This is a genomic window from Psychrobacter sp. AOP7-C1-14 (genome assembly GCF_052376135.1).
GTDB lineage: Bacteria > Pseudomonadota > Gammaproteobacteria > Pseudomonadales > Moraxellaceae > Psychrobacter.
Genome location: NZ_JBQSVH010000001.1, coordinates 489,950 through 512,709, shown reverse-complemented (window position 1 = coordinate 512,709; position 22,760 = coordinate 489,950). Strand labels below are relative to the sequence as shown.

Sequence of the window (22,760 nt, the reverse complement as noted above, 5' to 3'; positions counted from 1 at the left end):
ATAGCACACTTGTAGTGTCAGCTATATTATAATTTGCCCTGTTTTATCGATGGTTTTACTTACTAATAGCGAACTGGTACCGTCTATGTACACTGATTCAATGAAAGACTCAACGAATGCTAAGTCGGCGAAAGCTCGGGCTAACCATACGCCTGTAGCAAAATCACCAATGTCACAGACCAATATCAATCCAGTTCAGCCGAATAACACTGTAGAGCAAAACAACACCTCACAACAAAGTACTGAGAAACATATCGCGAACGATCCTTATTTTAGCGTGCAAAATTTAATCGTAGGCTATGACGATACTATCGTCGTCAATGGTCTATCGTTAGTATTGGAGCAAGGTGAGATCGGTTGCTTCTTAGGTTATAGTGGCTGCGGGAAAACCACAGCGCTAAGAGCTATCGCGGGATTGGAACAAAGCCGTGGCGGTACCATCTATTTAAACAACCAACGTTTAACTGAAAAGACAGCTCGCCAATCATTTGCAGTTGCACCAGCCAAGCGTGGTATGGGTATGGTGTTTCAAGATTATGCTCTTTTTGGTCATTTAAGCGTGGCAAAGAATATCGCCTTTGGTCTTAATAAATGGTCATCTGCCGACAAAAAGGCTCGGGTGGCTGAGATGCTAAGCTTAGTTGAATTAACTGAGCATGCAGACAAACGTCCGAATGAGCTTTCTGGTGGTCAGCAGCAACGAGTAGCGCTTGCAAGAGCGCTCGCTCCAAAGCCAAAACTACTGCTACTTGATGAACCGTTTTCTAATCTAGATGTAGTATTACGTGAGTCATTAGCAATGAATGTCCGTGATATTCTCAAACGTACCAATACCACAGCGATTTTGGTCACTCACGATCAAAACGAAGCGTTCGCGTTAGCAGATAAAGTAGGGGTAATGGATAAAGGGCGATTGGTGCAGTGGGCAAGGCCAAGCGAGCTGTATCATGAGCCCGTCAGTCCTTTCGTCGCTGAATTCGTAGGCGAAGGCGCGATGATAGATGGTATTATTAAAGAAGGTCATGTCGAGACGGCACTGGGTAACATTTATCGTCGTATGGAGGTCCATGATGAATCAGGCCAACCACAGTACTGTGAATATGATTATCCAAATGGCACGCCTATCAAAGTACTTGTACGTCCTGATGATATTATTCATGATGATGACAGTACGCAGACAGCTTTAGTGATTGGACGTGTTTTTCGCGGTGCCAACTACTTGTACCGTCTACAACTAGATGACGGACAGACGGTCTTATCTTTGGTTGCGAGCCATCATAATCATGCCATCGGCTCGCATATTGGCATTCTGCCTTTGCTAGAGCATGTCGTCGTTTTTGATGAAAAAGATATTAATGCCACTACTTGGTCAGAATACGATAGATCATCAAGAGTTAATGAAGAGGTTTAGTAGTCTTCGTAATACCTAAGCTAACGTTTAAACTCAACGTTTAGCTAGAATATGTAAGTAACGCCCAAGCCATTTGTACGGCTCCAATTGTGAGTAGCGTAGCTCCATTCTGATCACGGCATCTGGGTCATTATGTCCGCCACGTTTGAGCGGTGCATAATCATGAAACACTCGTAGACCACTGCTACGTACCGTTTGGTAGTTGTGCGCTTTGAGCCAAGACTCGACCTCTTCTTTGGCCACTGGATGATTCGGCGTTAAGCTTTTTATGTTATCTGCTTTGTAGTCATTATTATCAAGTAGGCTATCGAGTAAGTTAAAATTCCCCATGATAAGATTGCGATAATCAAAACTTGCTGGATTATAAAAACATAACGATAGCGCGCCATCATCTGTTAAATGCTGATCAAAAAAATCCATGACCGCCGCGGGTTCTGCCAACCATTCGAGTAGCGCATGCGACATAATCAAATCAAACTTTTCTGTTTCTGCCTGAGCCAGTTTTTCTTCAAGCACCTGATAAGGACAAACGTACCATGTGATGTCTAGTTCTTGATCGATTTTTTCTGCGCTCGCTTTTGCCTTCTCAAGCATATTTGCTGATATATCATTGATGACGACGCTATGACCTTGTGTCGCAAGTTCTATCGCAATTTGTGCAAGCCCTGCACCTACATCCAAGATACGTAAAGGTCGCCCAAGTACCTCACTCATCTGCGCGCTGTATTCAAAAATATCACGGCGTAGCACGGCCAATCGAATTTCGCCTTTTAAACCACCATAGACTTTTTTTTCGAAATGATCGGCAATAGTGTCGAAGCTACGATCTACTCGGTTTTCTTCTGATGATCTGGGTTGGTTTGATTCGAGTTGGTTATCTTGATGTTTAATTGTCATAAGTTATTCAGATCAATAAGTAAAAAGGATTCAAGCAATAAAAAGATTTAGCATGAACTAGCGTTTCAAACGTCTGTTAATTACCCATTTAAAAACGACCTTCGCTAGTACAATAACGACAAATACTACGATAACAAAAACCCACATACCATTGCCTTGTAGGTTTTCTTGGTAGGCTTGTGCCAAGTATGCTGATAAAGCCATAGCGACTAAAAGCGCTCCCCAACGGACATAAGGGACAGCACCATTGTTGTGGTTAGGAAAGCTAGCAACATAATCGCTCGAAAAGCTATATAGCACCATTGCTAAAATCCAAACGATTGCAAGAATGATATCCATAATAAAGGTAGCCTGTTAGATCGTTATTTAAGTGATATAAAAGATGAGTTAGTGTAGCGGTTAGAAATTTTTTGTCCAGTACCACTAAAAATAATAGTGTCATTAAAGTAATTTAAATCACAATATACTTATGAAAACCATTGGCTTATGTCCAAGCCAGCTGTAAGCGTCGCTATATTAGCTAGTTATCACAGTTTTTTGGTTGATATGATTTATATGCAAGCCACCTGTGAGTTCTGTGCTCAAGGTTTTAGCGCTCGTTTGAATATCGATGCTACATTAGATGAAATGTCATGTTGGATTAGAGATATAAATACTCACTCAGTGAGTCAAAATAAATCTTGTCGAGCTGTGCCAAATGAGTATAGTGTTTTTTGATTCAACCCTTATCATACATAGAAGTTAAACAATGAAACCAATCACTACAGCACTATTAGCTCTATTGTTTGTCTTCGCCTCTATTAGCCAAGCCCAAGCTCGAAATACGCCTTGTTCAGGAAAAATGGGCGGGGTGTCTCATTGCTCAGCAGATGGTAAATTCGTCTGTAAAAATGGCAAAATCAGCCAATCAAAAAAAACCTGCCATTAGAATTAATTTAGTGTGTGTCGATCATTGAAAATATCACTATGCATGAACCGTCCAGCTTGATTTTAATGGTGGTCAGAACCCCCCTAAATCAGCAATTTTGTGCTAAAATAGCTTCTTTTATTAAACATTGTTTTTAACAAAAACCGTATCACTATTTTCTGGTTGTTTTGCACGTATAGCAATGTTTTTTATGGTATGTATTTTGGTCATGACTGCGCATTGATGTGGCAGTATTTTTATATGATCTATGGGTGCCGTAAGCGATGTGTCAACGTTAGAAAAAGAATGTGAGTGAAGGAGTGTATATGAGCGAATCGGTCAGTCCTATTGGCATCGTAGATGAACTAAAGCAGTCGTATTTGGATTATGCGATGAGCGTGATCGTCTCGCGAGCGCTGCCTGATGTGCGTGATGGGTTCAAGCCTGTACACCGCCGCGTGATGTATGCCATGCACGTGCTATCAAACGATTATAATAAACCGTACAAAAAATCAGCACGTGTGGTTGGTGATGTTATCGGTAAATACCATCCACATGGCGATAGTGCAGTTTATGATGCCATCGTACGTATGGCGCAGGATTTCAGCTTGCGCTATCCAATGGTTGATGGTCAGGGTAACTTTGGCTCGATCGATGATGATCCGCCGGCAGCGATGCGTTATACCGAAGTACGTATGACTAAACTGACCCACCAGATGCTCGCTGATTTGGACAAAGATACGGTCGATTGGGAAGATAACTACGATGGTTCTGAGCGTATGCCAAGCGTGATGCCGGCGCGTATTCCTAACTTATTGGTCAATGGCGCGACGGGTATTGCCGTTGGTATGGCGACCAATATGGCACCGCATAACTTGACTGAAGTGATCAATGCTTGTTTGGCGTATGCTGAAAACCCACAAGTTTCAGCTGAAGAGCTCATGTCGCATATTTCAGGCCCTGACTTCCCTACGGGCGGTATTATCTATGGCCGTGCGGGCATTTTAGATGCTTATCGTACCGGTAAAGGCCGCTTGCACATCCGTGGTCGTTATCATATTGAGCCGATGAGCAATACTGGTGTCAATCGTGATCGTGAGCGTATCGTATTTACTGAAGTACCTTATCAGGCTAACAAAGCCAAATTGATTGAGCGTATTGCAGAGCTAGTCCGTGATAAAAAAATCGAAGGTATTAGCGAGATTCGTGATGAGTCTGACAAAGACGGTATGCGTATCGCTATTGACTTGCGTCGCGGTGAGACGGCTGAAGTCATCGTCAATAACTTGTTTTTGCAAACGCCACTAGAGTCTAGCTTTAGTATCAATATGGTGGCGCTCGATAATGGTCAGCCAAAACTATTGACCTTGCGTCAGCTTATCGCTGCGTTTGTCCGTCATCGTCAAGAAGTAGTGACACGCCGTACGATTTATGAATTGAACAAAGCCCGCGTTCGTGGTCACCTGCTCGAAGGTTTAACCGTTGCTCTAGCCAATATTGACGAAATTATTGCGACGATTAAAGCCTCTGCAAACCGTGGCTTGGCGCGTGAAAGCTTATTAAATAATACGTGGGGCTCAGGCAGTGTCGTTGCGATGTTAACCGCTGCTGGCAGTCAGTCAGTCCGTCCTGAGTTTATTGAGGGCGAAGATCCTAACGCGCCGTTTGGCCTAATCGAAGGCGAAGAACGTTATCGTTTATCACTTGAGCAGGTCAATGCAATTTTAGACATGCAACTGCATCGTCTGACTGGTCTAGAGCAAGACAAGTTGACTGAAGAATACCAAGACCTACTGCGTGAAATTGCGCATTTAGAGTCTATTCTTGGTGATTTTGATAAGCTAATGAGTATTATCTCTAATGAGATGATCGAGATTCGTGATAATTTTGGTGATGAGCGTCGTACTGATATTATCGATTCACGTATGGACTTTAGTCGTGAAGACCTGATTCCTGAGCAGACAGTTGTCATGACAGTATCGCGTACTGGCTACGCCAAAACTCAGCCGATTGATGACTATGTCGCGCAAAAACGTGGCGGTAAAGGCAAGTCGGCTACAGCAATGAAAGAAGATGATGTGATTGATCATCTAATAGTGACATCGACGCATTCTACTGTACTATGTTTCACTGATAGTGGACGTGTCTTTAGTCTACGTGGTTTTGAAGTGCCAATTGCCAGTCGCGGTGCTCGTGGTCGTCCATTGGTCAATCTAATTGGTCTAAATAGCGACGAAACCGTTACAACGATACTACCAATTCCAAAAATCGTAGAAGAGTCACCAGCGAAAAGTGATGCATCACTAGCAGACGACTTAGTAGATAGTGATGATTTAGAAGGTAGCAATCAAGCAGAGGCACCTTTTGTATTCTTTGCTACTGCTAATGGTACAGTGAAACGAGTAGAGCTGAAGCAGTTTGCTAATATTCGCTCGAACGGTCTGATTGCGGTTGGATTAGAAGACGGTGATAAGCTAGTCAGCGCTCGTATTACTAACGGTAGTCAAGAAGTAATGTTATTTGCTTCAAGTGGTAAAGCCATTCGTTTCGATGAGAATGATGCGCGTGCGATGGGCCGTACGGCTAAAGGTGTCCGCGGTATGCGTCTGGCTACTGATGAATTTATCAAGTCATTGGTCGTTATCGAAGATGATGTACACGAAATCCTGATTGCTTGTGAAAACGGCTTCGGAAAACGTACCTTTATCGAGGAGTTCAATACACAAAATCGCGGCGGTGGCGGTGTAATCGCTATCAAGACCAGTGAGCGTAATGGCGCACTAGTACGAGCGACTAAGGTTGACTCTACCGATGATATTATCTTAATCTCTGATAAAGGTACGTTGGTTCGTACTCCAGTTGAGCATGTCGCTAGCTCTGGTCGTAATACACAAGGCGTGACATTGATTCGTCTGTCAAAAGATGAAAAACTGGTCGCTATGGCACGTGTCGAGCACGAAGAAGGTGATGGTGAGCTTATCGATGCCATGAGAGAAGACGGTACGTTCGATGTAGAAGGTCAGGAGCAGATAGATATCGATGCGACAACTGATAGTGCTACAACGACTGAGGTTGATGATGTGATCGATATTGCAAATGATCATAAACCAAATGACGATGCATAACAGAATGGCGGATATTAGTCTTGGTAGTTAGCTTTTGAGCTTAGTCTCTTAGCATTTTCTAGAAAAAAGCCTCTGACGTCGTCGTCGGAGGCTTTTATTTTTTTTAATTCTCATTTTTATCAATAAGATAAATAAGGTTCTATTTTTAAGGCTGTTGCTATGTTTACGACCAATCAAACTTTTCAGGGAACTGTTGCCTCTGTATCATCGAGCTTTTTATTTGCGATGATGTTTTTATTTGGGCTATTTATGATGCCTTTAACTGGTACGCAGGTGGCATCATGGCGTGTGCTCATGATGTTGGTCAGTTTGGTGGTATTGGTCAGTTTTACTAAGCAGTGGCAACATGTTTTTGATTATATTAAGACGCTAAAGACCGCAAAGGACTGGTTGATTTTTGTATTGCCTGCGCCAATATTAGGTGGACAGATTTGGCTGTTTATGTGGGCGCCTGTCAATGGATTTGGTCTTGATGTCACTTTGGGATATTTTTTATTGCCGCTAATGATGATTGTGCTTGGTCGTTTTTTTTACCGTGAGCATATGAGTGTTTTACAGCAGGTAGCTGCGATATTTGCAGCATTAGGCATTGGTTACGATGTTTTTCAGTATGGCTCGGTCTCTTGGGTGACATTGTTTGTATGTTTGGGATATCCACCGTATTATCTATTACGGCGTACGCTTTCTGTTCCACCTATCACAGGATTGCTGTTCGATTTAACTTTATTGACGCCAGTTGTACTTATCATGCTTTATATGACGGGTGGTTTTGATGTGGCGGCACAAGATATGAAGTTTTGGTATTTGTTACCGCTATTGGGCGCTTTTAGTGCGATGGCGATGTCGCTGACCATGGTTGCCAGTAGCAAGCTGCCCGTATCACTATTTGGGGCATTGAGTTATATAGAGCCAATGCTGTTGTTTGTGTTGTCGATTACGATTTTGAGTCAGAGCCTTGAAGAGGGTGGCTCGTTATTTATGTATAGTATGATTACGCTTACACTGCTGGTTATGATGGTCGATAGTGCAGCAGGCTATATTGTTCGTCGTCGCAATGACCATTTATATGGCTATAGAGAACCGCAAGTAGGGGGCTTTCCACCACGTCGTCATTTCATTAATCAGCGTATCGATGGCGTGCTAAAAGCTCACCGTTTTCGTAAGATACGTCGTTATCAAAAAAAGATGAATAAGCTACAGCAAAAAATTGAACAACTTGATGTAAAATAAGCACTTACCTGCATTAAATTTACTCAATTCGGAAGTTTAAACACTAGATGAACAGTGGCATTGCTTATTCATTCTGACTTTGACATAATGCCGCTCATAATGTGAGCCTAATACATTAAAAGCGTTTATCTTAGATTACGCGACGACCTTATATGCAAAAGCCTCAGACGAGAACGTCTGAGGCTTTTGTTTTTTTTAAAAATTGCCATGGATGTGCCCCAATCTTTAAAGGCTGTTGTGATGCTGACTACTAACCAAACCTCGCAGGGTACAATCACTGCTGTCGCTGCAAATTTTTTATACTCATTACTGTTTTTATTTGGTCTACTGCTGCAACCATTATCAGGTACGCAGGTCGCTTCGTGGCGCGTGCTAACGATGTTTTTTAGTTTGGTATTGCTGGTAAGTGTGCTAAAGCAGTGGCAGCACATTTTTGATTATCTAAAAACACTGAAAAACGCTAAAGAGTGGTTTTTATTTATACTACCCACACCGATTTTGGGTGCGCAAATCTGGATATTTATGTGGGCGCCAGTCAATGGCTTGGGGCTTGAGGTAACGTTGGGTTATTTCCTATATCCAATGATCATGATTGTTGTTGGCCGCTTTTTTTACAACGAAGACATGAGCTTACTTCAGTGGGCTGCTATCGTATGCGCAGGTCTTGGTATCGCTTACGATATTTTTCAGTATGGTGCGATCTCTTGGGCAACTTTGTTTGTTTGTTTGGGTTATCCTCCTTACTATCTACTACGCCGCAAGTTAGCAGTACCGCCTATTACTGGTCTAATCTCAGATCTGGTACTGTTATTACCAGTCGTATTGGTCGCACTGTATATGAATGGCGGTTTTGAAGTAGCTATCACCAACCACAAGCTTTGGTATTTGCTGCCATTATTGGGCATTATCAGTACCGCTGCGATGTCACTAACGATGGTGGCGAGTCAAAAGTTGCCTGTCTCATTATTTGGGACTCTGTGCTACCTTGAGCCAATATTTTTATTTATATTCTCAATTGCAATTTTAGATCGTAACTTACATGACGGTGGCTCGGTACTAATGTACAGCATGATCTTTATCGCACTGTTAATTATGATTGCTGATAGCGCACTTGGCTATATGGCGCGCAAACGTGAAGACCGTCTACATGGCTACAATGAGCCGCAAGTGGGCAGTTTTCCACCACGTCGTCGCCTCAAAAATCGTCGTATCAAAGGTGTACTGATCGCGCATCGATTTCGCCAAATCAAAAAATATCAGCAAAAGATAGACAAAATGACGCGCAAAATCGAAGCATTAAATCTAGACTAGCACCGGCAGGTACGTCGTAGATAGTACTGATTGGTAGGTATTACTTTCTAGTATGTCTGCCAATTCACAGTATTAAAGAGATACGAATTACGCTATTATCGATAGCAGTAGTGCCACGATTGAATGAGCGTATGGCGCTATATCTGAGATACTATGGTTGACTTACTACAATATATAACTAGGACGGTTTATGTTACATCTTCATCATTTAGCAAACTCACGCTCATTTCGTATTATCTGGCTATTGGAAGAGCTTGGCGCTGATTATAAACTGACTTGTTATGAGCGAAACAAAGCATACCGTGCTCCTGATAGCCTAAAGCAAGTACATCCGATTGGTAATGCACCAATGTTAGAAGCGGACGATCGTGTGCTGATTGAATCAGGATTTATCATTGAGTATCTGATTAAGCACTATGATAAAGAAAAGCAATTCAAACCTGACGATAATAACGAAGCAGCTTGGGAAGCCTATACTTTTTGGCTACACTTTGCAGAATCTTCACTGATGCCGCTGTTGGTTATGCGTTTGGTATTCACCAAGGTGGTGGCTCAATCACCAATGCTAATCAAACCTATCAGCAAAAAGATCCAAGGTCAGGTTGAGAAAAACATGATCAGTAGCGGTTTGGAGAAGATGCTAGATATGATGGAGCATCATCTGCATGAAAACCATTGGTTTGCAGGTAGTGAATTTAGCGCCGCTGATATTCAAATGCATCTTGCAGTTGTTGGTGCCAATGCTGGTGCAGGTTTAGACCAGAGTAAATATACCAATCTTTTGAACTGGCTTAAACGTTGCGAAGAGCGAGATGCCTTTAAACGAGCAGAAAAAAGAGGTGGTCGTTTACAGTTTTAGACGAAACACATTTGCACAGTGAGAAATAACTTATTTAATAGTAAAATAAAAGGTTTTGTTTATCATAGACAAAACCTTTTTTAGGATAAAAGATGACAGATCTGAATAAATCAAATGCTTCAAATACAGATAGCACTACTGAAACACAAATTGATAGAGCCGCTATTAATAGCCAGCAAGTCTCTATCAAATCTTGGTCGCAGAAAATTCTGGTTGTCATACTATGCGCAGCGAGCTTTTATGGTGGCTGGAAGTCTTATGAATCCAATATGGTCAATGAGTGTACGGCCAATGGTGGACAGATGGTTGAAGCACAAAAAACCATGATGTGCCAATTATCATAACTGCCGATTGTTGTATATAAGAGATGTAACGCGATGCTAAAGTTAACATTTTTGGGTACGTCTGCAGGTGTCCCGACCAAACAGCGTAATGTGACTGCACTGGCAATAGAGTGCCTGAATCCGCATACCTCTGGCGCACAGCAAGGAAGTCGTCAACAGAACAATCAGAGTAAGAAATCGCGTCCATGGGTACTAATTGATTGTGGTGAAGGTACGCAGCAGCAGTTGCTGCATACCAAACTGTCTATGCATCAATTGGTTGCTATCTGTATCACCCATGTGCATGGCGATCACTGCTATGGATTACCAGGATTATTGGCCAGTGCAGCTATGTCAGGACGCCGTGAACCGTTGACACTGATCGCTCCAAACGCAATTGCGACATTGCTTGAGGCAATTAAACTAACCACAGAGTTGTATTTACCCTTTGCTGTTAACTTTGTAGCGATTGAAGACGTGCTATCTGAGAAACATGATACAAAAAAAGTGAATATCCGCTTAAGCGACCAGCATCAGCTTGATATTGATATCACAGCGCTATCACATCGAGTCGCGTCTCATGCATTTGGTATCACTCAGACCATTTATCATCGCAGGCTTGATAAGGATAAACTGCTGGCACAAGGCATTCCTGCAAGCGCGCTATGGGGTAAACTACAAAAAGGCGAGGATGTCATCACCGAAGATGGTCAGCAGTTATATGCAGCCGACTACGTCAATGATGACCTATCACGAATGCGAGTAGTGGTAGCAGGAGATAACGATACGCCAGCGTGTCTAACCGATGCACTGGTTGATACGGATTTATTGGTGCATGAAGCAACCTACACTCATGAGGTGCTCACTAAGATTCAAAGCAAAAACCCAGAGTTTGATCCGATGCATAGCAGTGCGCAATTGGTGGCTAGTCTTGTAGAAAAAAGCGGCGTCAATAATTTAATTTTGACTCACTTCAGTGCGCGTTATCAGGGTTTTGATAATCCTAATAGCAAGACGCCAAACATGGCATACATTCGTTTAGATGCTGAACGTGTCTATCAAGGCAGTCTTTGGTTAGCTGCTGATTTTGATCAATACATGGTCGATGGCGCGGTTGAATCGGTAGGCAATAAAGATAGCAGCCAAGAAGGTAGTGAAAAGAACAGCAAAGCCGACAGCTGCGTGCAGTATATAGGTTCTGCACGCAGTGATTAGAGATGGTCTAGTGTCAGATATGGCTTAGTATTAAATATGAGTAGCACCAGATATGGCTTAGCGCTTACTATCTTCAATTTTCAATTGCGTTATACCGCTCCAGTAGCGACTGAATTGATAGGCCACACGTCCTGAACGTCCACCACGCTCTGATGCCCAGCGTAGCGCATCCTTTCTAATCTTGTCAGGCACTAGCTGACTTTCTAAAATGCTCTTAGCATCACTATCCATATCAGCTGAGATTTTTTGCTGCTCCAAATTCAGATAATGCTGAATGATATGCAGATAAGTCTGCTGATCCATGGGGTGGAAAGTGAGTGATAGACCGAATCGGTCTGACAATGATACGGTTTCATCAATGGCCTCATAAGGATTGACTTCATCCGTCTGGCCATTGTAGATATTAATATTGTCTTTCATCATTTGCGGTAGCAGGCGACGGCGATTACTGGTAGCGTAGACCAATAGTTTGTCCTGTTCTGAATCAAGCGCACCATCAAGCACGCTCTTTAGCGTACGATAGCTCTCGTCTTGACTGTCAAAAGCGAGATCGTCACAGTATACGATGTAGCGGCAATGACAATCTGCTGGTAGAGCATTAATGGCAGCGCGAATCTTGTCTAATATTTGTAGATCATCGCGGGCAACCTCAATGATACGCAAGCCTTCATTATGATGGGCTTGAAGCAAGGCTCGAATTAATGATGATTTACCAGCACCGCGTGTCCCTGACATCAATACGTGATTGGCAGGATAACCTTTAATAAACTGACGGGTGTTTTGAACCAGTTTCGATTTTTGCTTATCGATACCATGCAAATCATCTAAGCTCAAAAACAGGTTGACTGATAAAGGCTGTAGATGGCCAGTGCGCCCGCCAACCCAGCGATAAGCCAGCTGGTTTGGATCGATTTCAATAGTCGGTGTCACCTGCTCTTGTAAGTATTGACTGAGTAAATCTAACAAAGGTGCGGGTAGGGCATAAGTAGGTTGATCAGATGGCGTGGTCGGGATAGTTGGTTGTGACATAGTGGCTCTAGCAATTAAAGTTATCTTTAATACCATACCCAAAAATACAATTAACGCTGCTAAAATTCAGTGCCCATAATCTTAGTGGCTACTAAGCGTAGTACTTGTAACCATTATTCGCGTTATTATTATTTTTGGAAATGATACGAATGGTAAGGCAGTAATCTCACTATATTATGAGAAACAATACTATGGAAAATAGTGCCAGTAATCCGTCTATTACGCAAGCTTTGCAAGCTCAGGCAGAGCAGCTATTGTCCATTATTACCCAAGAGTTAGTTGCACAGAATTTTAGTGAGATAGTACATCAACGTATTGCTCAACAAAGCACAGAACAAACACAAGACATCGAAGAGATTCATTATCAAGGCGTAACGCGTGCCCAGCATTCACAGTTTGGTCAAGTCATGATCAAATGGCAGATGATTGCTGATACTGATATGAATAATATGTCTTTTGATTTAACTCATGAAGCGGAAGCGCTAACTTCTGTAAATGCGTTATCAACAATCGAAGATAAGACTATCGCAGCGCCACTATTGGCTTATCATTGCGTAAACGTTCAAGCGCTAGAGGCGCCTCAAAAGCTAATAATCACCGTCATGCCTTATTACCCTAATGGTAGCTTGGCAAGACAGTTGAGTACTCAAAATCAGCATTCATTGACAGCGCAACGTAGGTATCACTTTTTAGTACAGTCCGCACATTTGATAGCTAATTTGCATCAGGCTGGCTGGTTGCATAATGATATTAAGCCTAGCAATATTTTGCTTGAAGGGTCTGACAATGAGTTGCCAGTAGATATTATGAGTAATGGTCTGACACCTGGATTATTACTCACTGATTTTGCGTTAGCACAACATATAACAGTGGCTAAAAGTCATCCAAATCTTGCTGGCACACTAGCATATATATCACCTGAGCGTTGGCAAGGGCAGGGTACAACAGCGCAAAGCGATATCTATGCATTTGGCGTCATGATGTATGAGATATTGGCAGGCAAGCGCCCGTTTCAGATAGCCGCTAACAGCAAGGATAAATCAAAAGCGTGGGCGATTCAGCATTGCCAGCAACCGATTCCAAAGCTGCCATCAGAATATAGTCACTATCAATGTATTGTCAATAAGGCATTGGCGAAGCGGATAAAGAGACGGTATCAGAGTATGGACGCTGTCTTAAAGGAGTTAACATCATTAGATGATAGCTAAGTTGATGATTTGATTTTCAAAAAATGACTGTTAAAAAGCGACTGTTTGTAGTATTCACATATTACCTAGTCATTGTTTTTTATGTTTGAATGGATATTCAGGCTCATTTTAGTCTAAGTCACTATAGGGTAATTTGAGATACCATACTTTTATGACAATACAGGAAGAAAATCATGGCTAAAGTACTTATCATTACTGGTGATTTCGTTGAAGACTATGAAAATATGGTTCCGTTCCAAGCGCTTCTAGCAATGGGACATGAGGTTGATACGGTATGCCCAGATAAAGCTGAAGGGGATAGCATTGCTACTTCAATACATGACTTTGAAGGGGATCAAACTTATACCGAAAAACGTGGTCATAACTTTGTTCTTAATGCGTCTTTTGCCGATATTAATGTCGAAGATTACGATGCTTTGTACTTACCAGGTGGACGTGCGCCAGAATACTTGCGTTTGAATGCCAAGGTTATTGCAATGATTCAGCATTTCGCAAATACTGATAAACCGATTGCATCGGTTTGCCATGGGCCACAATTACTGACGGCTGCTGGCGTGCTAACAGGTAAAAAAGTATCTGCTTATCCTGCATGTCAGCCAGAAATAGAAATGGCTGGCGCTGAGTATATCGATTTACCTATGGATGGTGCTATTACAGATGGACAGCTAGTAACGGGTCCTGCATGGCCTGCTCACCCAGCTATGCTAAAGCAGTTTGTTGCTTTGCTATAAGCTTTAATTAGGGCTTGTTGAAGTTTTAATAGGCCCCAGTATCGAGAGAGAATATATGTGCCAACTGTTTATTAGTGCTGATGATAGCTTGTGGAGCTCTAAAACCAAATCACTTCGAATTCAGGGAGTAGTTACCTCAATTCGTTTGGAAGTGTTTTTTTGGGATATATTAGAAGAGTTGGCATTTCGTGATCAAATGACGGTTAACCAGCTGATCACTAAGCTATACCTTGAGTCTCTCGATGCTGATCATGATATTGGTAATTTCACCTCTTTTTTAAGGGTTTGTTGTTCTCGTTATTTGTCTTTAATAGCCGATGGCGATCTTTTTCGCGAAACAACATCACCTTTAGAAGAGGTCGATGCAAAAAATATCATTAAACGTGAAACCCTCCGCAAAAGTCAACGTAATGCACTATTCAGTGACAGTAAGCAAAATATTTCTATTAATTAATGATGATTATAACAAGTGCATAAAAGCATTAGTAAAGCGGGTAGAGAGGCGCTTCTAGAATGCAGATGAAATTTTGCAGGGTTTAGAAAGGTTGTGAAAGTAGCTTAAAGCTTCTGATATGGTGTTTTACAGCTTTAACGTCAAATTTCAGACACAAAAAAACCTGCTAAGAAGCAGGTTTCAATATTCGGTCTAAGATGTACTATCCGAAAATGGTGGGGCTGGAGAGACTCGAACTCTTTTTGATATAGTTTAATATAAAGCAGTTAAAAATAAATGTAATTAAATCATACATTTATAAAAAACGGTTCTGATTGATTTAAACTGACTTCATACAAATTGCGTCAAAAACTGCGACATAATTTACGGCTTACATTTAATGCCAACATGCTCAGCAATGACATCTGCAATCTCACGAGCGAGTGGCCATTTTTTAGCTTGGTACGTTGCAAGCTCAGACGGATTAGAGATAAAAAACAGTTCCAGGATGATACCGCCCTCCCGTACGTAGCCTAACCGTGAGTGCTGGCCACTATTTTCTGGTTTAAAGCCCCCAGCAGAGCCACGAACGGGGATACCCATCACATCACTGACAGCGGTGCATAATTTTTGACAGATAACTCTGTCTTTTGTCTGTGCCAGAGCTTCGACACCAGTGGCAGTTGGTAAGTGAAATGCGTTGCAATGGAACTCAATAGCAATGTCGCCTTGTTTAATTAATTTGATCGCTTGGCGTAGGGTTTGGTTGTCACTGCCACGGCCATCTGTGACAACATCAATACCTAAATCTTTGAGACAGTACGCAACAATATTGCGCATATCAGTCGTAATCTCAGCTTCAGTGATATTACCGTTTACTGCGCCTGGGTCAGTATTGCTGTGCCCTGCTGTAATTACTACTTTAGTCATAATATTTACCTTATTTTAGGCATTAAAAAAGCCCCAAAATTGGGGCCGTGATTAATGTGGTTGTTATTTATCTATATTTTCAACTACCTTCTCACCGATTTTGTCAGCGACTTGCGCTGCAAACTTTGGACTCACAATGTCTAGTGCAACCATCAGATAGCCAGAGAATGCACCTGCTGGGATTGAGATTAGACAAAGCGGCAACAAGTAAGTCAGACCGAATTTCTTTTGCAGCACCTCAGCGATCGCGCTACCTGCTACAATCGCTGTGAAAATTAGAATTATCGATATTTTTACGTCATAGCCCTTTTTGTTGATACCGTAAATACCGCCAACAAATCCGCCAAACATACCGAATATTACCTGTGGAGTGAATGAGGTTACGACCTCTGATACCAAGCTCATTACGCCTCCTTAGTAGTGACTCGCTCTTTTAAAATCGCTCGCTTGATGATCTTATTACCTGTGAAAAACATGGCTGCTGCCCATATGCCAAAGACGACTGTTGCTGGTGTTATCATGCCGTGTTGGGCAGCGTAGTAAGCGCCTGTGATCACACCCCACGCCAATGATGAGGCTATCTGACAAAGTCCACTCGCTTTGACTGCTCTTAGTGATGGCACTAGCATTGCTATTACCTGTAGGACACCTAAAACGAAAAATCCTACAAACCACCAAATAGATACTGAGTCAAAAACCCTATAGCTGGGCATTGCTAATCCGCCAGTACCGAAAGCCTTATTGCAGATAAAAACAAGGCTGAAAGTTAGTATGAATAGAGCGTTAATCACTTCAGCAAATGTAATACTGATTGCTAAATATCGCTTTAATTTAATAAGTGATTTGCTTGTCTTTCTTGCTGATTCCGATTTACATAGCCATTTATTGAATAAAAACATCCTTAACAGTGTTTGTTTGATGTCCATAATAACCCTCAAAATTTAGTCGTAAAAAAACCGCCTAATTGGCGGTCGGATATTAATAATTTGTTAGATCAACAATAAAGAAATCTAACCTAACGCTCTCATCGATGGGTATGCTAACGCTAGAAAAAGATTGCAGCCATACATCAACCCAGTACATTAATACAAGTGTCCCATCTTTCATTGAAGCTCTAATGTCATAAGCATAGACATTTGCGCTATTACTAAATTTAATAATGCCCGTTGGCATATTGGTGAACAGTATGCCGATTTTTTTACCTGACCAAGCACCGCTTACGAACTTGTTTGTATATTGCCCCGTAAACTGACCACTGCTATTTTTTAACCAACAGTCTGATACTTTAATAGAGTAGCGTTCTAAGATATTGATCGGCAAGTTGTTGCTGTTGTATGTTTCATCACCATTGGCATTAAATAGTTGCAAGCCTTGGTTTGCCGATTTGCTTAGTCCGAGTTTAAACTTATACTCATTAATTGCTATAGTCTCTCCCGAACCAAGATTATCAGGCAAGATATAATATCTACCGTCCGTACCAGCAGGCGAAAAGAACCCATAGTCATAAAAATTTTCGGGCGGGTTGTCTATATGGAAAACAGACAGATACCCATCATCTTCATGTAGAGGTATTGAGCTACTTAGACTGGTTGTCAGTGTGTGATCTATTTGCTCGTGCAAACAAACAGGAGTGACTTCTGTGCTCAAAATTACACTATTGTCATCATTGAAAAATTCCAATCCGCTTGGCATTAGTAAACTCCATAGATTATTTTAAACGGCTCGTAAGTACCGTATTGCAGCCGTTTAACTATAAAGGTATACGTATTGCCAGAAATAGTTGCCACTATATCGATGCCGCTATAAAATTCATTAGCCATATAAAATGGTTTGCCAAGGACGAACCGACTATCAGTAACCGAGTACGTTCCAGCGTCGTTTATCATGATATTACCGAGTATTGATGTTGTTTGAGTGCTGGTGTCAATTACTGCGTCACCATTACTGTCAAAAACTTGTAATCCTGCTGGCATAAATAATCCTTTTTACCATAGTCCTAAACGAACCCTAAGTACGCCTTGGTTGTCATAAACACTCAACAGGCTATCTTTTATCTCAAGTCTAGCCCCTGATGTTGCCGACTTAAAATGACCTATTTTTGCTGCAACTACAGATAAATCTTCTATACTTGCCTTCGCGATGTAGGTGTTACGCATATAAGTGCCAGCAGGTACAGTTACGCCATCGATAACTTGTGGTGTAGTCAATATCATAAATGGGCTGTTGCCGTTTACATCATTAGGCTTGCCGACTGGTGCTGATATGCTAAATCTATCGGCTCGTATGTCAAACGCTGTAGGTTGCCCTTCTTCATTGATTAAGCCATAACCTGCAACTTTATTTCCTGAGTCAATGACTAGCGAATACTTACCACCAATACCTGTCACAACCTCTTTGGTTTCTTGCAGCGATACCGTATTATCGCCAACTGTGGCTTCAAGTGTAGTGACTTCACGAGCTAAAGCACTGGTCGCTGTTGCTTCTGTTTTAAGACGCTGGACTAACTGAGCATTGCTACTTGCAACCTCTGATTGCAAATTAGTAATGCGCTCATTAGCGGCATAATTATCACGAGAAACGGTTTTCCAGTACGTCCAATTCGTTGAGCGACTGGCGTTTGCGTACTTCGATGCGTCAGCATAGCGCGGCTTATAGTCAGAAATAATACCCTCTAGCTTTTCACCTTGAGCTTGAAGCTCATCGCCAGTATCTTCTTGAAAGTCGATAAAATCAGTATTAAATTCTGATATAGCAAACCATGCAGGGCTGACGATGGGACTGCTGTATTCAACCTTGGTGGGGTTTTTATACGTTATCTTGCTACGTGTCCACACGTAGTCGCCCTTATTGACTATTGGCGCACTGGCTGTCCAAGTTGTCGGCACAGTTAACTCTGACTGACTAACACCGTATTGCTCAACAATACTGTCAATACCTTGACCTATTTCGCCTTTTGCACCACTAGTACCGCTATCACCTTTTGCTCCTGTAATGTTCGTACCATTAACACTGGGCTTGTAAGTAACACTACCATCTGCGCCTTTCAACTTGGTACGACTGAACATATACTTTGACTGTTGCCATGCTGGTGCCGTGGTCTGCCATGTACCGCCCGTAGGTGTTGTTGCACTGCTAGACAAGTAGTATTCAACATCAGCACTTTCTATAACGCCATCAATACGCTCATTTGTATCAACAATCGCATCAATACGCTCTTGCGTTTCTGTACCGATTGCATCCTCATTCTTGCTGATTTTACTGATTTTGCTCGTAAGAGTTGCACTGAGTGATGACTCATCAATCTGACCTTGTATTAAATCCATGACCTTATCAGCACTTGCATCAGTTGTGCCTGTTACCCAGCTTGACCATGCAGACTTAAAGCCTAGCTTGTCAACAAGCCTTGCACGATAAGACTGAGACAAGTTACCTTGCAAACCTGTCACTGTATGCGTGTTGGTTGGGTAGCTGTATTGCCCTAGTAGTTTAACGTTAGTATTCGGTGCGCTGCCTGTCTCAATTTCAGTATAAGCGGCATCGCCTGAACCTGCACCAAAGCCCCATTTGATTTCCATGCCAAACAACACGCCTGTCGCTACTAATCCGACAATGGTTGGTGGCAGACCAACTTTGCCCTGTATGGCTGTTAGCGTTGACGTTGTAGGCTGTGATTGTACGTCAAACGCTGATACTGACCGCACACGCGCCATGTAATTACCGCTATAAACGCCTTCAATCTCAACTGACACGTTGCCTGTGCGGGGCACTTTAATCCATGACCCATCGTCCTTGCGCCATTCCACATCATAAGCGACCGCATCTTTGACTTGCGACCAGCCAATGACCAGCGTTGTGACTGTTTGGCCTTGTACGACACGGTGACGACTGGTGATTGTTACACTGGTTGGCGCATCAACTACATCAGGATTGACGATAGTGATATTGGTTGGCTGAACGTCTGTACCATAATCAATCGCATCATACTTTTGTGGCTCATGTTGGATTGCAGTGATACTAAAAGTTGCATCATCATTCTGCTTACTATTCATGACACGAAAGCGCATCAGCTTTAAATCGGTCGTTTCAATTGCCCATACGTTCTCGGCTTCTGCTGCTGTAAATGCTACATTAAGCGTTATCTTACGACCAGCAACTGATTTAATCGTGCGTCGTTCTGACTGGCCGCCGCCGCCATTAACAATAAGTATGTCACCAGCATTGGCCACAATATCACGATCAACGGTTACAACGTACTGAGCCTCACTGACAGCTGACACACGGCCGCCGTTGGCACGTCCTGCAAACAATTCATCTGACACATTGATGATATTACCGACTTGCGGTATAAAGCCATCTAATCCGACACCAAACGATACTTGGCGTGTCTCTAACTGCTCAGTTTTAAGTGCCCAAAGTCCTGCACGTTGAGCTTGTGCCTGACTGGTGCAGCCAAATGCAGCCAAATCGAGCACTTTAACGCCGAATTTGGCCATTGCTTTTTCGTCGCGAATGTACTCGTACTCGGTCTCAAACCCATTTAGCGGATTATCCCAAGCGACTTTCGCTAGTGTGTGCCGATCACGTGCTCTTGTGCCGGTATATTCAAAATTACCATCGATTACATTAGCGCGGGAGAATGTATAAACTGGGTCCTGTGGTACGTCTGCATCAAGTACGATGCGCTCACCGTTCCAGTAGGACATGGCACGGAATATACCAGCAATGTTGGACAACACTTGATAGGCATCGGCTTGTTTCTGTAGATAGACATTGCACGTAAAGCGTGGCTCTAAACCGCCTTGACCGTTCGATACCATCTGGTCGCAATACTGACCAAGTGCATATAGTGACCACTTATCAATCATTGTTATGTCTAAGCGCTCACCTAACCCGTAACGCCATTGTGTACATAAATCAAAGTACACCCATGCAGGATTATTGCTATAAGCGTCTTTAAATGTACCATCCCAAATGCCAGTATAAGTACGAGCAACCGCATCATAGTTACTTGGCACACGGATAATTGAGCCGCGCAAATGCACTTCTAGCTTTGCAATACTACTAAATGTCTCAGCATTGTACTGCAAGCCTAATAGGGCGGTGTTTGGGTAGCGTAGCTTAACATCGATAACTTCAGCCACAGCGTCAATGTACATATCATCTTGAATGTACTCGCTGTCGCTATTGGCGGTTAAGCGTCTAACTCTTATCTGCCAACCTGTCGTAGATTTTGGCAAGTCAATACGATGTGTGCGCTCATAACCTGCGCTGGTCTTATCTTCAATCTTAGTGTTAAGAACCTCAACATAAGCACCGCCATTCGTTTGTAGGTCAATCGCATACTGGATTTTATAGCCTGTTACATCGCCATTGTCAGGATTTGTTTTTGATAAACTGTTCCACTTTAAGCGAATACGAACCGCACTTAGTTGCGTATCAGTAAATGCTTTAATCCAAGGTTGAGAGCTACGTAATTCGACATTAATAGGTGTCTCATTGCTAACATCAGGAAAGCCTTTGATGTATTCCTGATCGTTTGTGCCGGCTCTAAAATCCCACGTTACACCGTCAAAATTACTGTTACCTGCATCATCTAATAATGGCGTACCGTCTAAGCGGATTGACTTGCCACCATCAACCAAACCTGAAACCTCGCCCTCTGCTAAACCGTACAGTAACTTTGCTGTACTGGTGCTCGCTACTGAGTCCTTTGCGATTGACGGCTTGCGTGACTCGCCCGAACCTGCTTTTGCGCCTTTGATTGCGATAGCTGTCATTATTGGTTATCCTCTGTGTAGATACCTGCTGAGCAAATAAACCCGCCTATATAGCGCTCACCGTAAAGTATTGGCACTGGATTGCCTTGCGCCACGGTTGTGACTGCGCTACCAAAGCCATAGTTTGCTCGGTTACCATCCTCGTCTTGATTGCCAAGCTCTGGCGTTGGCATAAGCAGTGATGCTGCACCGCCAAGCATCAAACCGACACCAGCGCCAACCATTGCTAATGACGTACCACCTGTAAATGGTGTTAAGCCCAATCCAACAACGACCATCGCAGCACCAACAACAACTTGCAACCAACCAAACGCATCACCTCCTGCGCCCATTATTTTGGGCACAATATGAATAACACTTGCTGATGTGGCATTACCTAGTTCTTTTTCGCCAATATTGCCCTGCTTAGTTTGCTCATCTAAAAACACGGCAAAGCGCATACCGTCTTGCTCAGCTTTTAGCATAAATATTTTAAATTCGGGTAATTGGCAAGCAATAGCATGTGTTGCCTCGGCTGCTGACATAACATCGAGCTTAAAAAACTCACCAAATTTGTCAGCAAGTACGCCGTGCAGGTGGATGGTTTTCATAAATTGCGCCTATAAAAAAGCCGCTAATTTAAGCGACTTGTGTTATTTAATTAGTGATTTATGCCTGATGATAATTGCTGCGCGGCGTTGCCATTGCTCACCGTATATTTCGCGTAGAGACTCACGGTTATAGGGGTGATGTAACACTAAGCTATCACCGATAACATCATCTGTACGCTCAGATTTGAGTGAGCCGTCACCGATAAAGACTATCGCGTGGTTCACATGGACAGTGCGACCTAGGCGACAAAGTATCAAGTCGTGTTTTTGGATGGTATCGACCTCAAAAAAACCCTCAGATTTAAAGTTATCAAGATATAGCGGCTTACTGTCTACGGACTCCCACCAAACGTCATCACGTTGGTAATCGCCAAGCGTTATGCCCAGTTCACGCTGATAATAGTCTTTAACAAGCGTGTAGCAGTCCATTAGGCCGTGGTGATACTCACGGCCTAATAACGGGGCTTGATAGCCGTCAGGCTTATGCAGCTCAACGTCGATGCCATTGGTGATAATCCAAGGCTTACTATGTAAATTCATCTGTACGCGGTCTGGCATACTTGGGTTTGTGCTGCCATCAGGATGACTATGAACATAAGCTTTAATTTTACCTTCTTTGGATGCGCCAATCAGGTCCATCGGGCATATCTCAAACTGAGCATTATCAGCAGCTATGTTGGTGCAGGGGATATACTCTGTGCCAATAATGACACCGCATGACTCACGCGGATATTCAGCATTAGCATGAGCGATAATCGCAGCTTTTATAGACTTGGTTAGCATG

22 protein-coding genes are annotated in these 22,760 nt (G+C 42.7%); 11 read left to right on the top strand and 11 right to left on the bottom strand.

Annotation, left to right across the window (positions count from 1 at the left end):
* Positions 1-85 precede the first annotated feature (85 nt).
* Complete coding sequence (locus ACT3QN_RS02240; protein ID WP_444522357.1) at positions 86-1,411, top strand: ABC transporter ATP-binding protein; 1,326 nt, start codon at positions 86-88, stop codon at positions 1,409-1,411.
* A 33-nt stretch (positions 1,412-1,444) separates the two neighbouring features.
* On the opposite strand, the gene ACT3QN_RS02235 is transcribed toward ACT3QN_RS02240, so the two are convergent.
* Both ACT3QN_RS02235 and ACT3QN_RS02230 read right to left on the bottom strand, forming a co-directional pair.
* Positions 1,445-2,308, bottom strand: coding sequence for a methyltransferase domain-containing protein (locus tag ACT3QN_RS02235; protein WP_444522356.1), 864 nt, complete (start codon positions 2,306-2,308; stop codon positions 1,445-1,447).
* 57 nt (positions 2,309-2,365) lie between these two features.
* On the bottom strand, positions 2,366-2,647 hold the full coding sequence (locus tag ACT3QN_RS02230; RefSeq protein ID WP_444519427.1) for a hypothetical protein: 282 nt from the start codon (positions 2,645-2,647) through the stop codon (positions 2,366-2,368).
* Between the two features lie 409 nt (positions 2,648-3,056).
* On the opposite strand from ACT3QN_RS02230, the gene ACT3QN_RS02225 reads away from it, so the two are divergent.
* The 7 genes from ACT3QN_RS02225 to ACT3QN_RS02195 all read left to right on the top strand — a co-directional run bounded on the left by ACT3QN_RS02225 (position 3,057) and on the right by ACT3QN_RS02195 (position 11,278).
* Complete coding sequence (locus tag ACT3QN_RS02225; RefSeq protein WP_444522355.1) at positions 3,057-3,236, top strand: hypothetical protein; 180 nt, start codon at positions 3,057-3,059, stop codon at positions 3,234-3,236.
* Between the two features lie 305 nt (positions 3,237-3,541).
* Positions 3,542-6,340 (top strand): DNA gyrase subunit A, encoded by a 2,799-nt coding sequence (gene gyrA, locus ACT3QN_RS02220; protein ID WP_444522354.1) that lies wholly within the window; start codon positions 3,542-3,544, stop codon positions 6,338-6,340.
* A gap of 159 nt (positions 6,341-6,499) precedes the next feature.
* Entirely contained in the window at positions 6,500-7,570 is a 1,071-nt protein-coding gene (rarD, locus tag ACT3QN_RS02215) for an EamA family transporter RarD (protein ID WP_444522353.1), read from the top strand.
* Between the two features lie 240 nt (positions 7,571-7,810).
* Positions 7,811-8,881: an EamA family transporter RarD gene (rarD, locus tag ACT3QN_RS02210; RefSeq protein WP_444519431.1), complete on the top strand. Its 1,071-nt coding sequence runs from the start codon at positions 7,811-7,813 to the stop codon at positions 8,879-8,881.
* Positions 8,882-9,071: 190 nt separating this feature from the next.
* Positions 9,072-9,740 (top strand): glutathione S-transferase, encoded by a 669-nt coding sequence (locus tag ACT3QN_RS02205; RefSeq protein WP_444522352.1) that lies wholly within the window; start codon positions 9,072-9,074, stop codon positions 9,738-9,740.
* Between the two features lie 92 nt (positions 9,741-9,832).
* Positions 9,833-10,084 carry a hypothetical protein gene (locus tag ACT3QN_RS02200; protein WP_444522351.1) on the top strand — a complete coding sequence of 84 codons (252 nt, stop codon included), beginning with the start codon at positions 9,833-9,835 and terminating at the stop codon, positions 10,082-10,084.
* A gap of 33 nt (positions 10,085-10,117) precedes the next feature.
* Positions 10,118-11,278 carry a ribonuclease Z gene (locus tag ACT3QN_RS02195; RefSeq protein WP_444522350.1) on the top strand — a complete coding sequence of 387 codons (1,161 nt, stop codon included), beginning with the start codon at positions 10,118-10,120 and terminating at the stop codon, positions 11,276-11,278.
* Between the two features lie 57 nt (positions 11,279-11,335).
* Here the strand turns inward: ACT3QN_RS02195 and ACT3QN_RS02190 are convergent, their stop codons facing one another.
* A complete protein-coding gene (locus ACT3QN_RS02190) occupies positions 11,336-12,307 on the bottom strand; it encodes an ATP-binding protein (protein WP_444522349.1) in 972 nt (323 codons plus the stop codon).
* A 191-nt stretch (positions 12,308-12,498) separates the two neighbouring features.
* On the opposite strand from ACT3QN_RS02190, the gene ACT3QN_RS02185 reads away from it, so the two are divergent.
* From ACT3QN_RS02185 to ACT3QN_RS02175, 3 genes are all read left to right on the top strand, one after another.
* Positions 12,499-13,515, top strand: a complete 1,017-nt coding sequence (locus ACT3QN_RS02185; RefSeq protein WP_444522348.1) for a serine/threonine protein kinase — start codon at positions 12,499-12,501, stop codon at positions 13,513-13,515.
* Positions 13,516-13,685: 170 nt separating this feature from the next.
* A complete protein-coding gene (locus ACT3QN_RS02180; protein ID WP_444522390.1) occupies positions 13,686-14,246 on the top strand; it encodes a DJ-1/PfpI family protein in 561 nt (186 codons plus the stop codon).
* 55 nt (positions 14,247-14,301) lie between these two features.
* Complete coding sequence (locus ACT3QN_RS02175) at positions 14,302-14,700, top strand: ribbon-helix-helix domain-containing protein (RefSeq protein ID WP_444522347.1); 399 nt, start codon at positions 14,302-14,304, stop codon at positions 14,698-14,700.
* Positions 14,701-15,063: 363 nt separating this feature from the next.
* Here ACT3QN_RS02175 and ACT3QN_RS02170 read toward each other — a convergent pair whose 3' ends face one another.
* From ACT3QN_RS02170 to ACT3QN_RS02135, 8 genes are all read right to left on the bottom strand, one after another.
* Complete coding sequence (locus ACT3QN_RS02170; RefSeq protein ID WP_444528803.1) at positions 15,064-15,609, bottom strand: N-acetylmuramoyl-L-alanine amidase; 546 nt, start codon at positions 15,607-15,609, stop codon at positions 15,064-15,066.
* Between the two features lie 63 nt (positions 15,610-15,672).
* Complete coding sequence (locus ACT3QN_RS02165; protein WP_444528802.1) at positions 15,673-16,014, bottom strand: hypothetical protein; 342 nt, start codon at positions 16,012-16,014, stop codon at positions 15,673-15,675.
* A complete protein-coding gene (locus ACT3QN_RS02160; protein WP_372810044.1) occupies positions 16,014-16,535 on the bottom strand; it encodes a hypothetical protein in 522 nt (173 codons plus the stop codon). Before ACT3QN_RS02160 ends, ACT3QN_RS02165 begins: the two co-directional genes overlap by 1 nt.
* 52 nt (positions 16,536-16,587) lie before the next feature.
* On the bottom strand, positions 16,588-17,301 hold the full coding sequence (locus ACT3QN_RS02155; protein ID WP_444528801.1) for a hypothetical protein: 714 nt from the start codon (positions 17,299-17,301) through the stop codon (positions 16,588-16,590).
* A complete protein-coding gene (locus tag ACT3QN_RS02150) occupies positions 17,301-17,582 on the bottom strand; it encodes a hypothetical protein (protein WP_444528800.1) in 282 nt (93 codons plus the stop codon). Before ACT3QN_RS02150 ends, ACT3QN_RS02155 begins: the two co-directional genes overlap by 1 nt.
* A 12-nt stretch (positions 17,583-17,594) precedes the next feature.
* The gene (locus ACT3QN_RS02145; protein ID WP_444528799.1) at positions 17,595-21,386 is read right to left on the bottom strand and encodes a host specificity protein J; all 3,792 of its coding nucleotides are present in this window, start codon (positions 21,384-21,386) and stop codon (positions 17,595-17,597) included.
* Positions 21,386-21,976 (bottom strand): tail assembly protein, encoded by a 591-nt coding sequence (locus ACT3QN_RS02140; RefSeq protein WP_444528798.1) that lies wholly within the window; start codon positions 21,974-21,976, stop codon positions 21,386-21,388. Before ACT3QN_RS02140 ends, ACT3QN_RS02145 begins: the two co-directional genes overlap by 1 nt.
* Before the next feature lie 42 nt (positions 21,977-22,018).
* Complete coding sequence (locus tag ACT3QN_RS02135; RefSeq protein ID WP_444528797.1) at positions 22,019-22,759, bottom strand: C40 family peptidase; 741 nt, start codon at positions 22,757-22,759, stop codon at positions 22,019-22,021.
* Position 22,760: the final 1 nt, after the last annotated feature.

Excerpts from the sequence above, each read along its gene's own strand:
- ACT3QN_RS02185 (WP_444522348.1), top strand. The coding sequence starts at position 12,499 with ATGGAAAATAGTGCCAGTAATCCGTCTATTACGCAAGCTTTGCAAGCT.
- ACT3QN_RS02160 (WP_372810044.1), bottom strand. The coding sequence starts at position 16,535 with ATGGACATCAAACAAACACTGTTAAGGATGTTTTTATTCAATAAATGG.
- ACT3QN_RS02230 (WP_444519427.1), bottom strand. The coding sequence starts at position 2,647 with ATGGATATCATTCTTGCAATCGTTTGGATTTTAGCAATGGTGCTATAT.
- ACT3QN_RS02135 (WP_444528797.1), bottom strand. The coding sequence starts at position 22,759 with ATGCTAACCAAGTCTATAAAAGCTGCGATTATCGCTCATGCTAATGCT.
- gyrA (WP_444522354.1), top strand. The coding sequence starts at position 3,542 with ATGAGCGAATCGGTCAGTCCTATTGGCATCGTAGATGAACTAAAGCAG.
- ACT3QN_RS02165 (WP_444528802.1), bottom strand. The coding sequence starts at position 16,014 with ATGAGCTTGGTATCAGAGGTCGTAACCTCATTCACTCCACAGGTAATA.
- ACT3QN_RS02140 (WP_444528798.1), bottom strand. The coding sequence starts at position 21,976 with ATGAAAACCATCCACCTGCACGGCGTACTTGCTGACAAATTTGGTGAG.
- ACT3QN_RS02190 (WP_444522349.1), bottom strand. The coding sequence starts at position 12,307 with ATGTCACAACCAACTATCCCGACCACGCCATCTGATCAACCTACTTAT.
- ACT3QN_RS02145 (WP_444528799.1), bottom strand. The coding sequence starts at position 21,386 with ATGACAGCTATCGCAATCAAAGGCGCAAAAGCAGGTTCGGGCGAGTCA.
- rarD (WP_444522353.1), top strand. The coding sequence starts at position 6,500 with ATGTTTACGACCAATCAAACTTTTCAGGGAACTGTTGCCTCTGTATCA.
- ACT3QN_RS02235 (WP_444522356.1), bottom strand. The coding sequence starts at position 2,308 with ATGACAATTAAACATCAAGATAACCAACTCGAATCAAACCAACCCAGA.
- ACT3QN_RS02195 (WP_444522350.1), top strand. The coding sequence starts at position 10,118 with ATGCTAAAGTTAACATTTTTGGGTACGTCTGCAGGTGTCCCGACCAAA.
- ACT3QN_RS02200 (WP_444522351.1), top strand. The coding sequence starts at position 9,833 with ATGACAGATCTGAATAAATCAAATGCTTCAAATACAGATAGCACTACT.
- ACT3QN_RS02155 (WP_444528801.1), bottom strand. The coding sequence starts at position 17,301 with ATGCCAAGCGGATTGGAATTTTTCAATGATGACAATAGTGTAATTTTG.
- ACT3QN_RS02205 (WP_444522352.1), top strand. The coding sequence starts at position 9,072 with ATGTTACATCTTCATCATTTAGCAAACTCACGCTCATTTCGTATTATC.
- ACT3QN_RS02150 (WP_444528800.1), bottom strand. The coding sequence starts at position 17,582 with ATGCCAGCAGGATTACAAGTTTTTGACAGTAATGGTGACGCAGTAATT.
- ACT3QN_RS02240 (WP_444522357.1), top strand. The coding sequence starts at position 86 with ATGTACACTGATTCAATGAAAGACTCAACGAATGCTAAGTCGGCGAAA.
- ACT3QN_RS02170 (WP_444528803.1), bottom strand. The coding sequence starts at position 15,609 with ATGACTAAAGTAGTAATTACAGCAGGGCACAGCAATACTGACCCAGGC.
- ACT3QN_RS02175 (WP_444522347.1), top strand. The coding sequence starts at position 14,302 with ATGTGCCAACTGTTTATTAGTGCTGATGATAGCTTGTGGAGCTCTAAA.
- ACT3QN_RS02225 (WP_444522355.1), top strand. The coding sequence starts at position 3,057 with ATGAAACCAATCACTACAGCACTATTAGCTCTATTGTTTGTCTTCGCC.
- rarD (WP_444519431.1), top strand. The coding sequence starts at position 7,811 with ATGCTGACTACTAACCAAACCTCGCAGGGTACAATCACTGCTGTCGCT.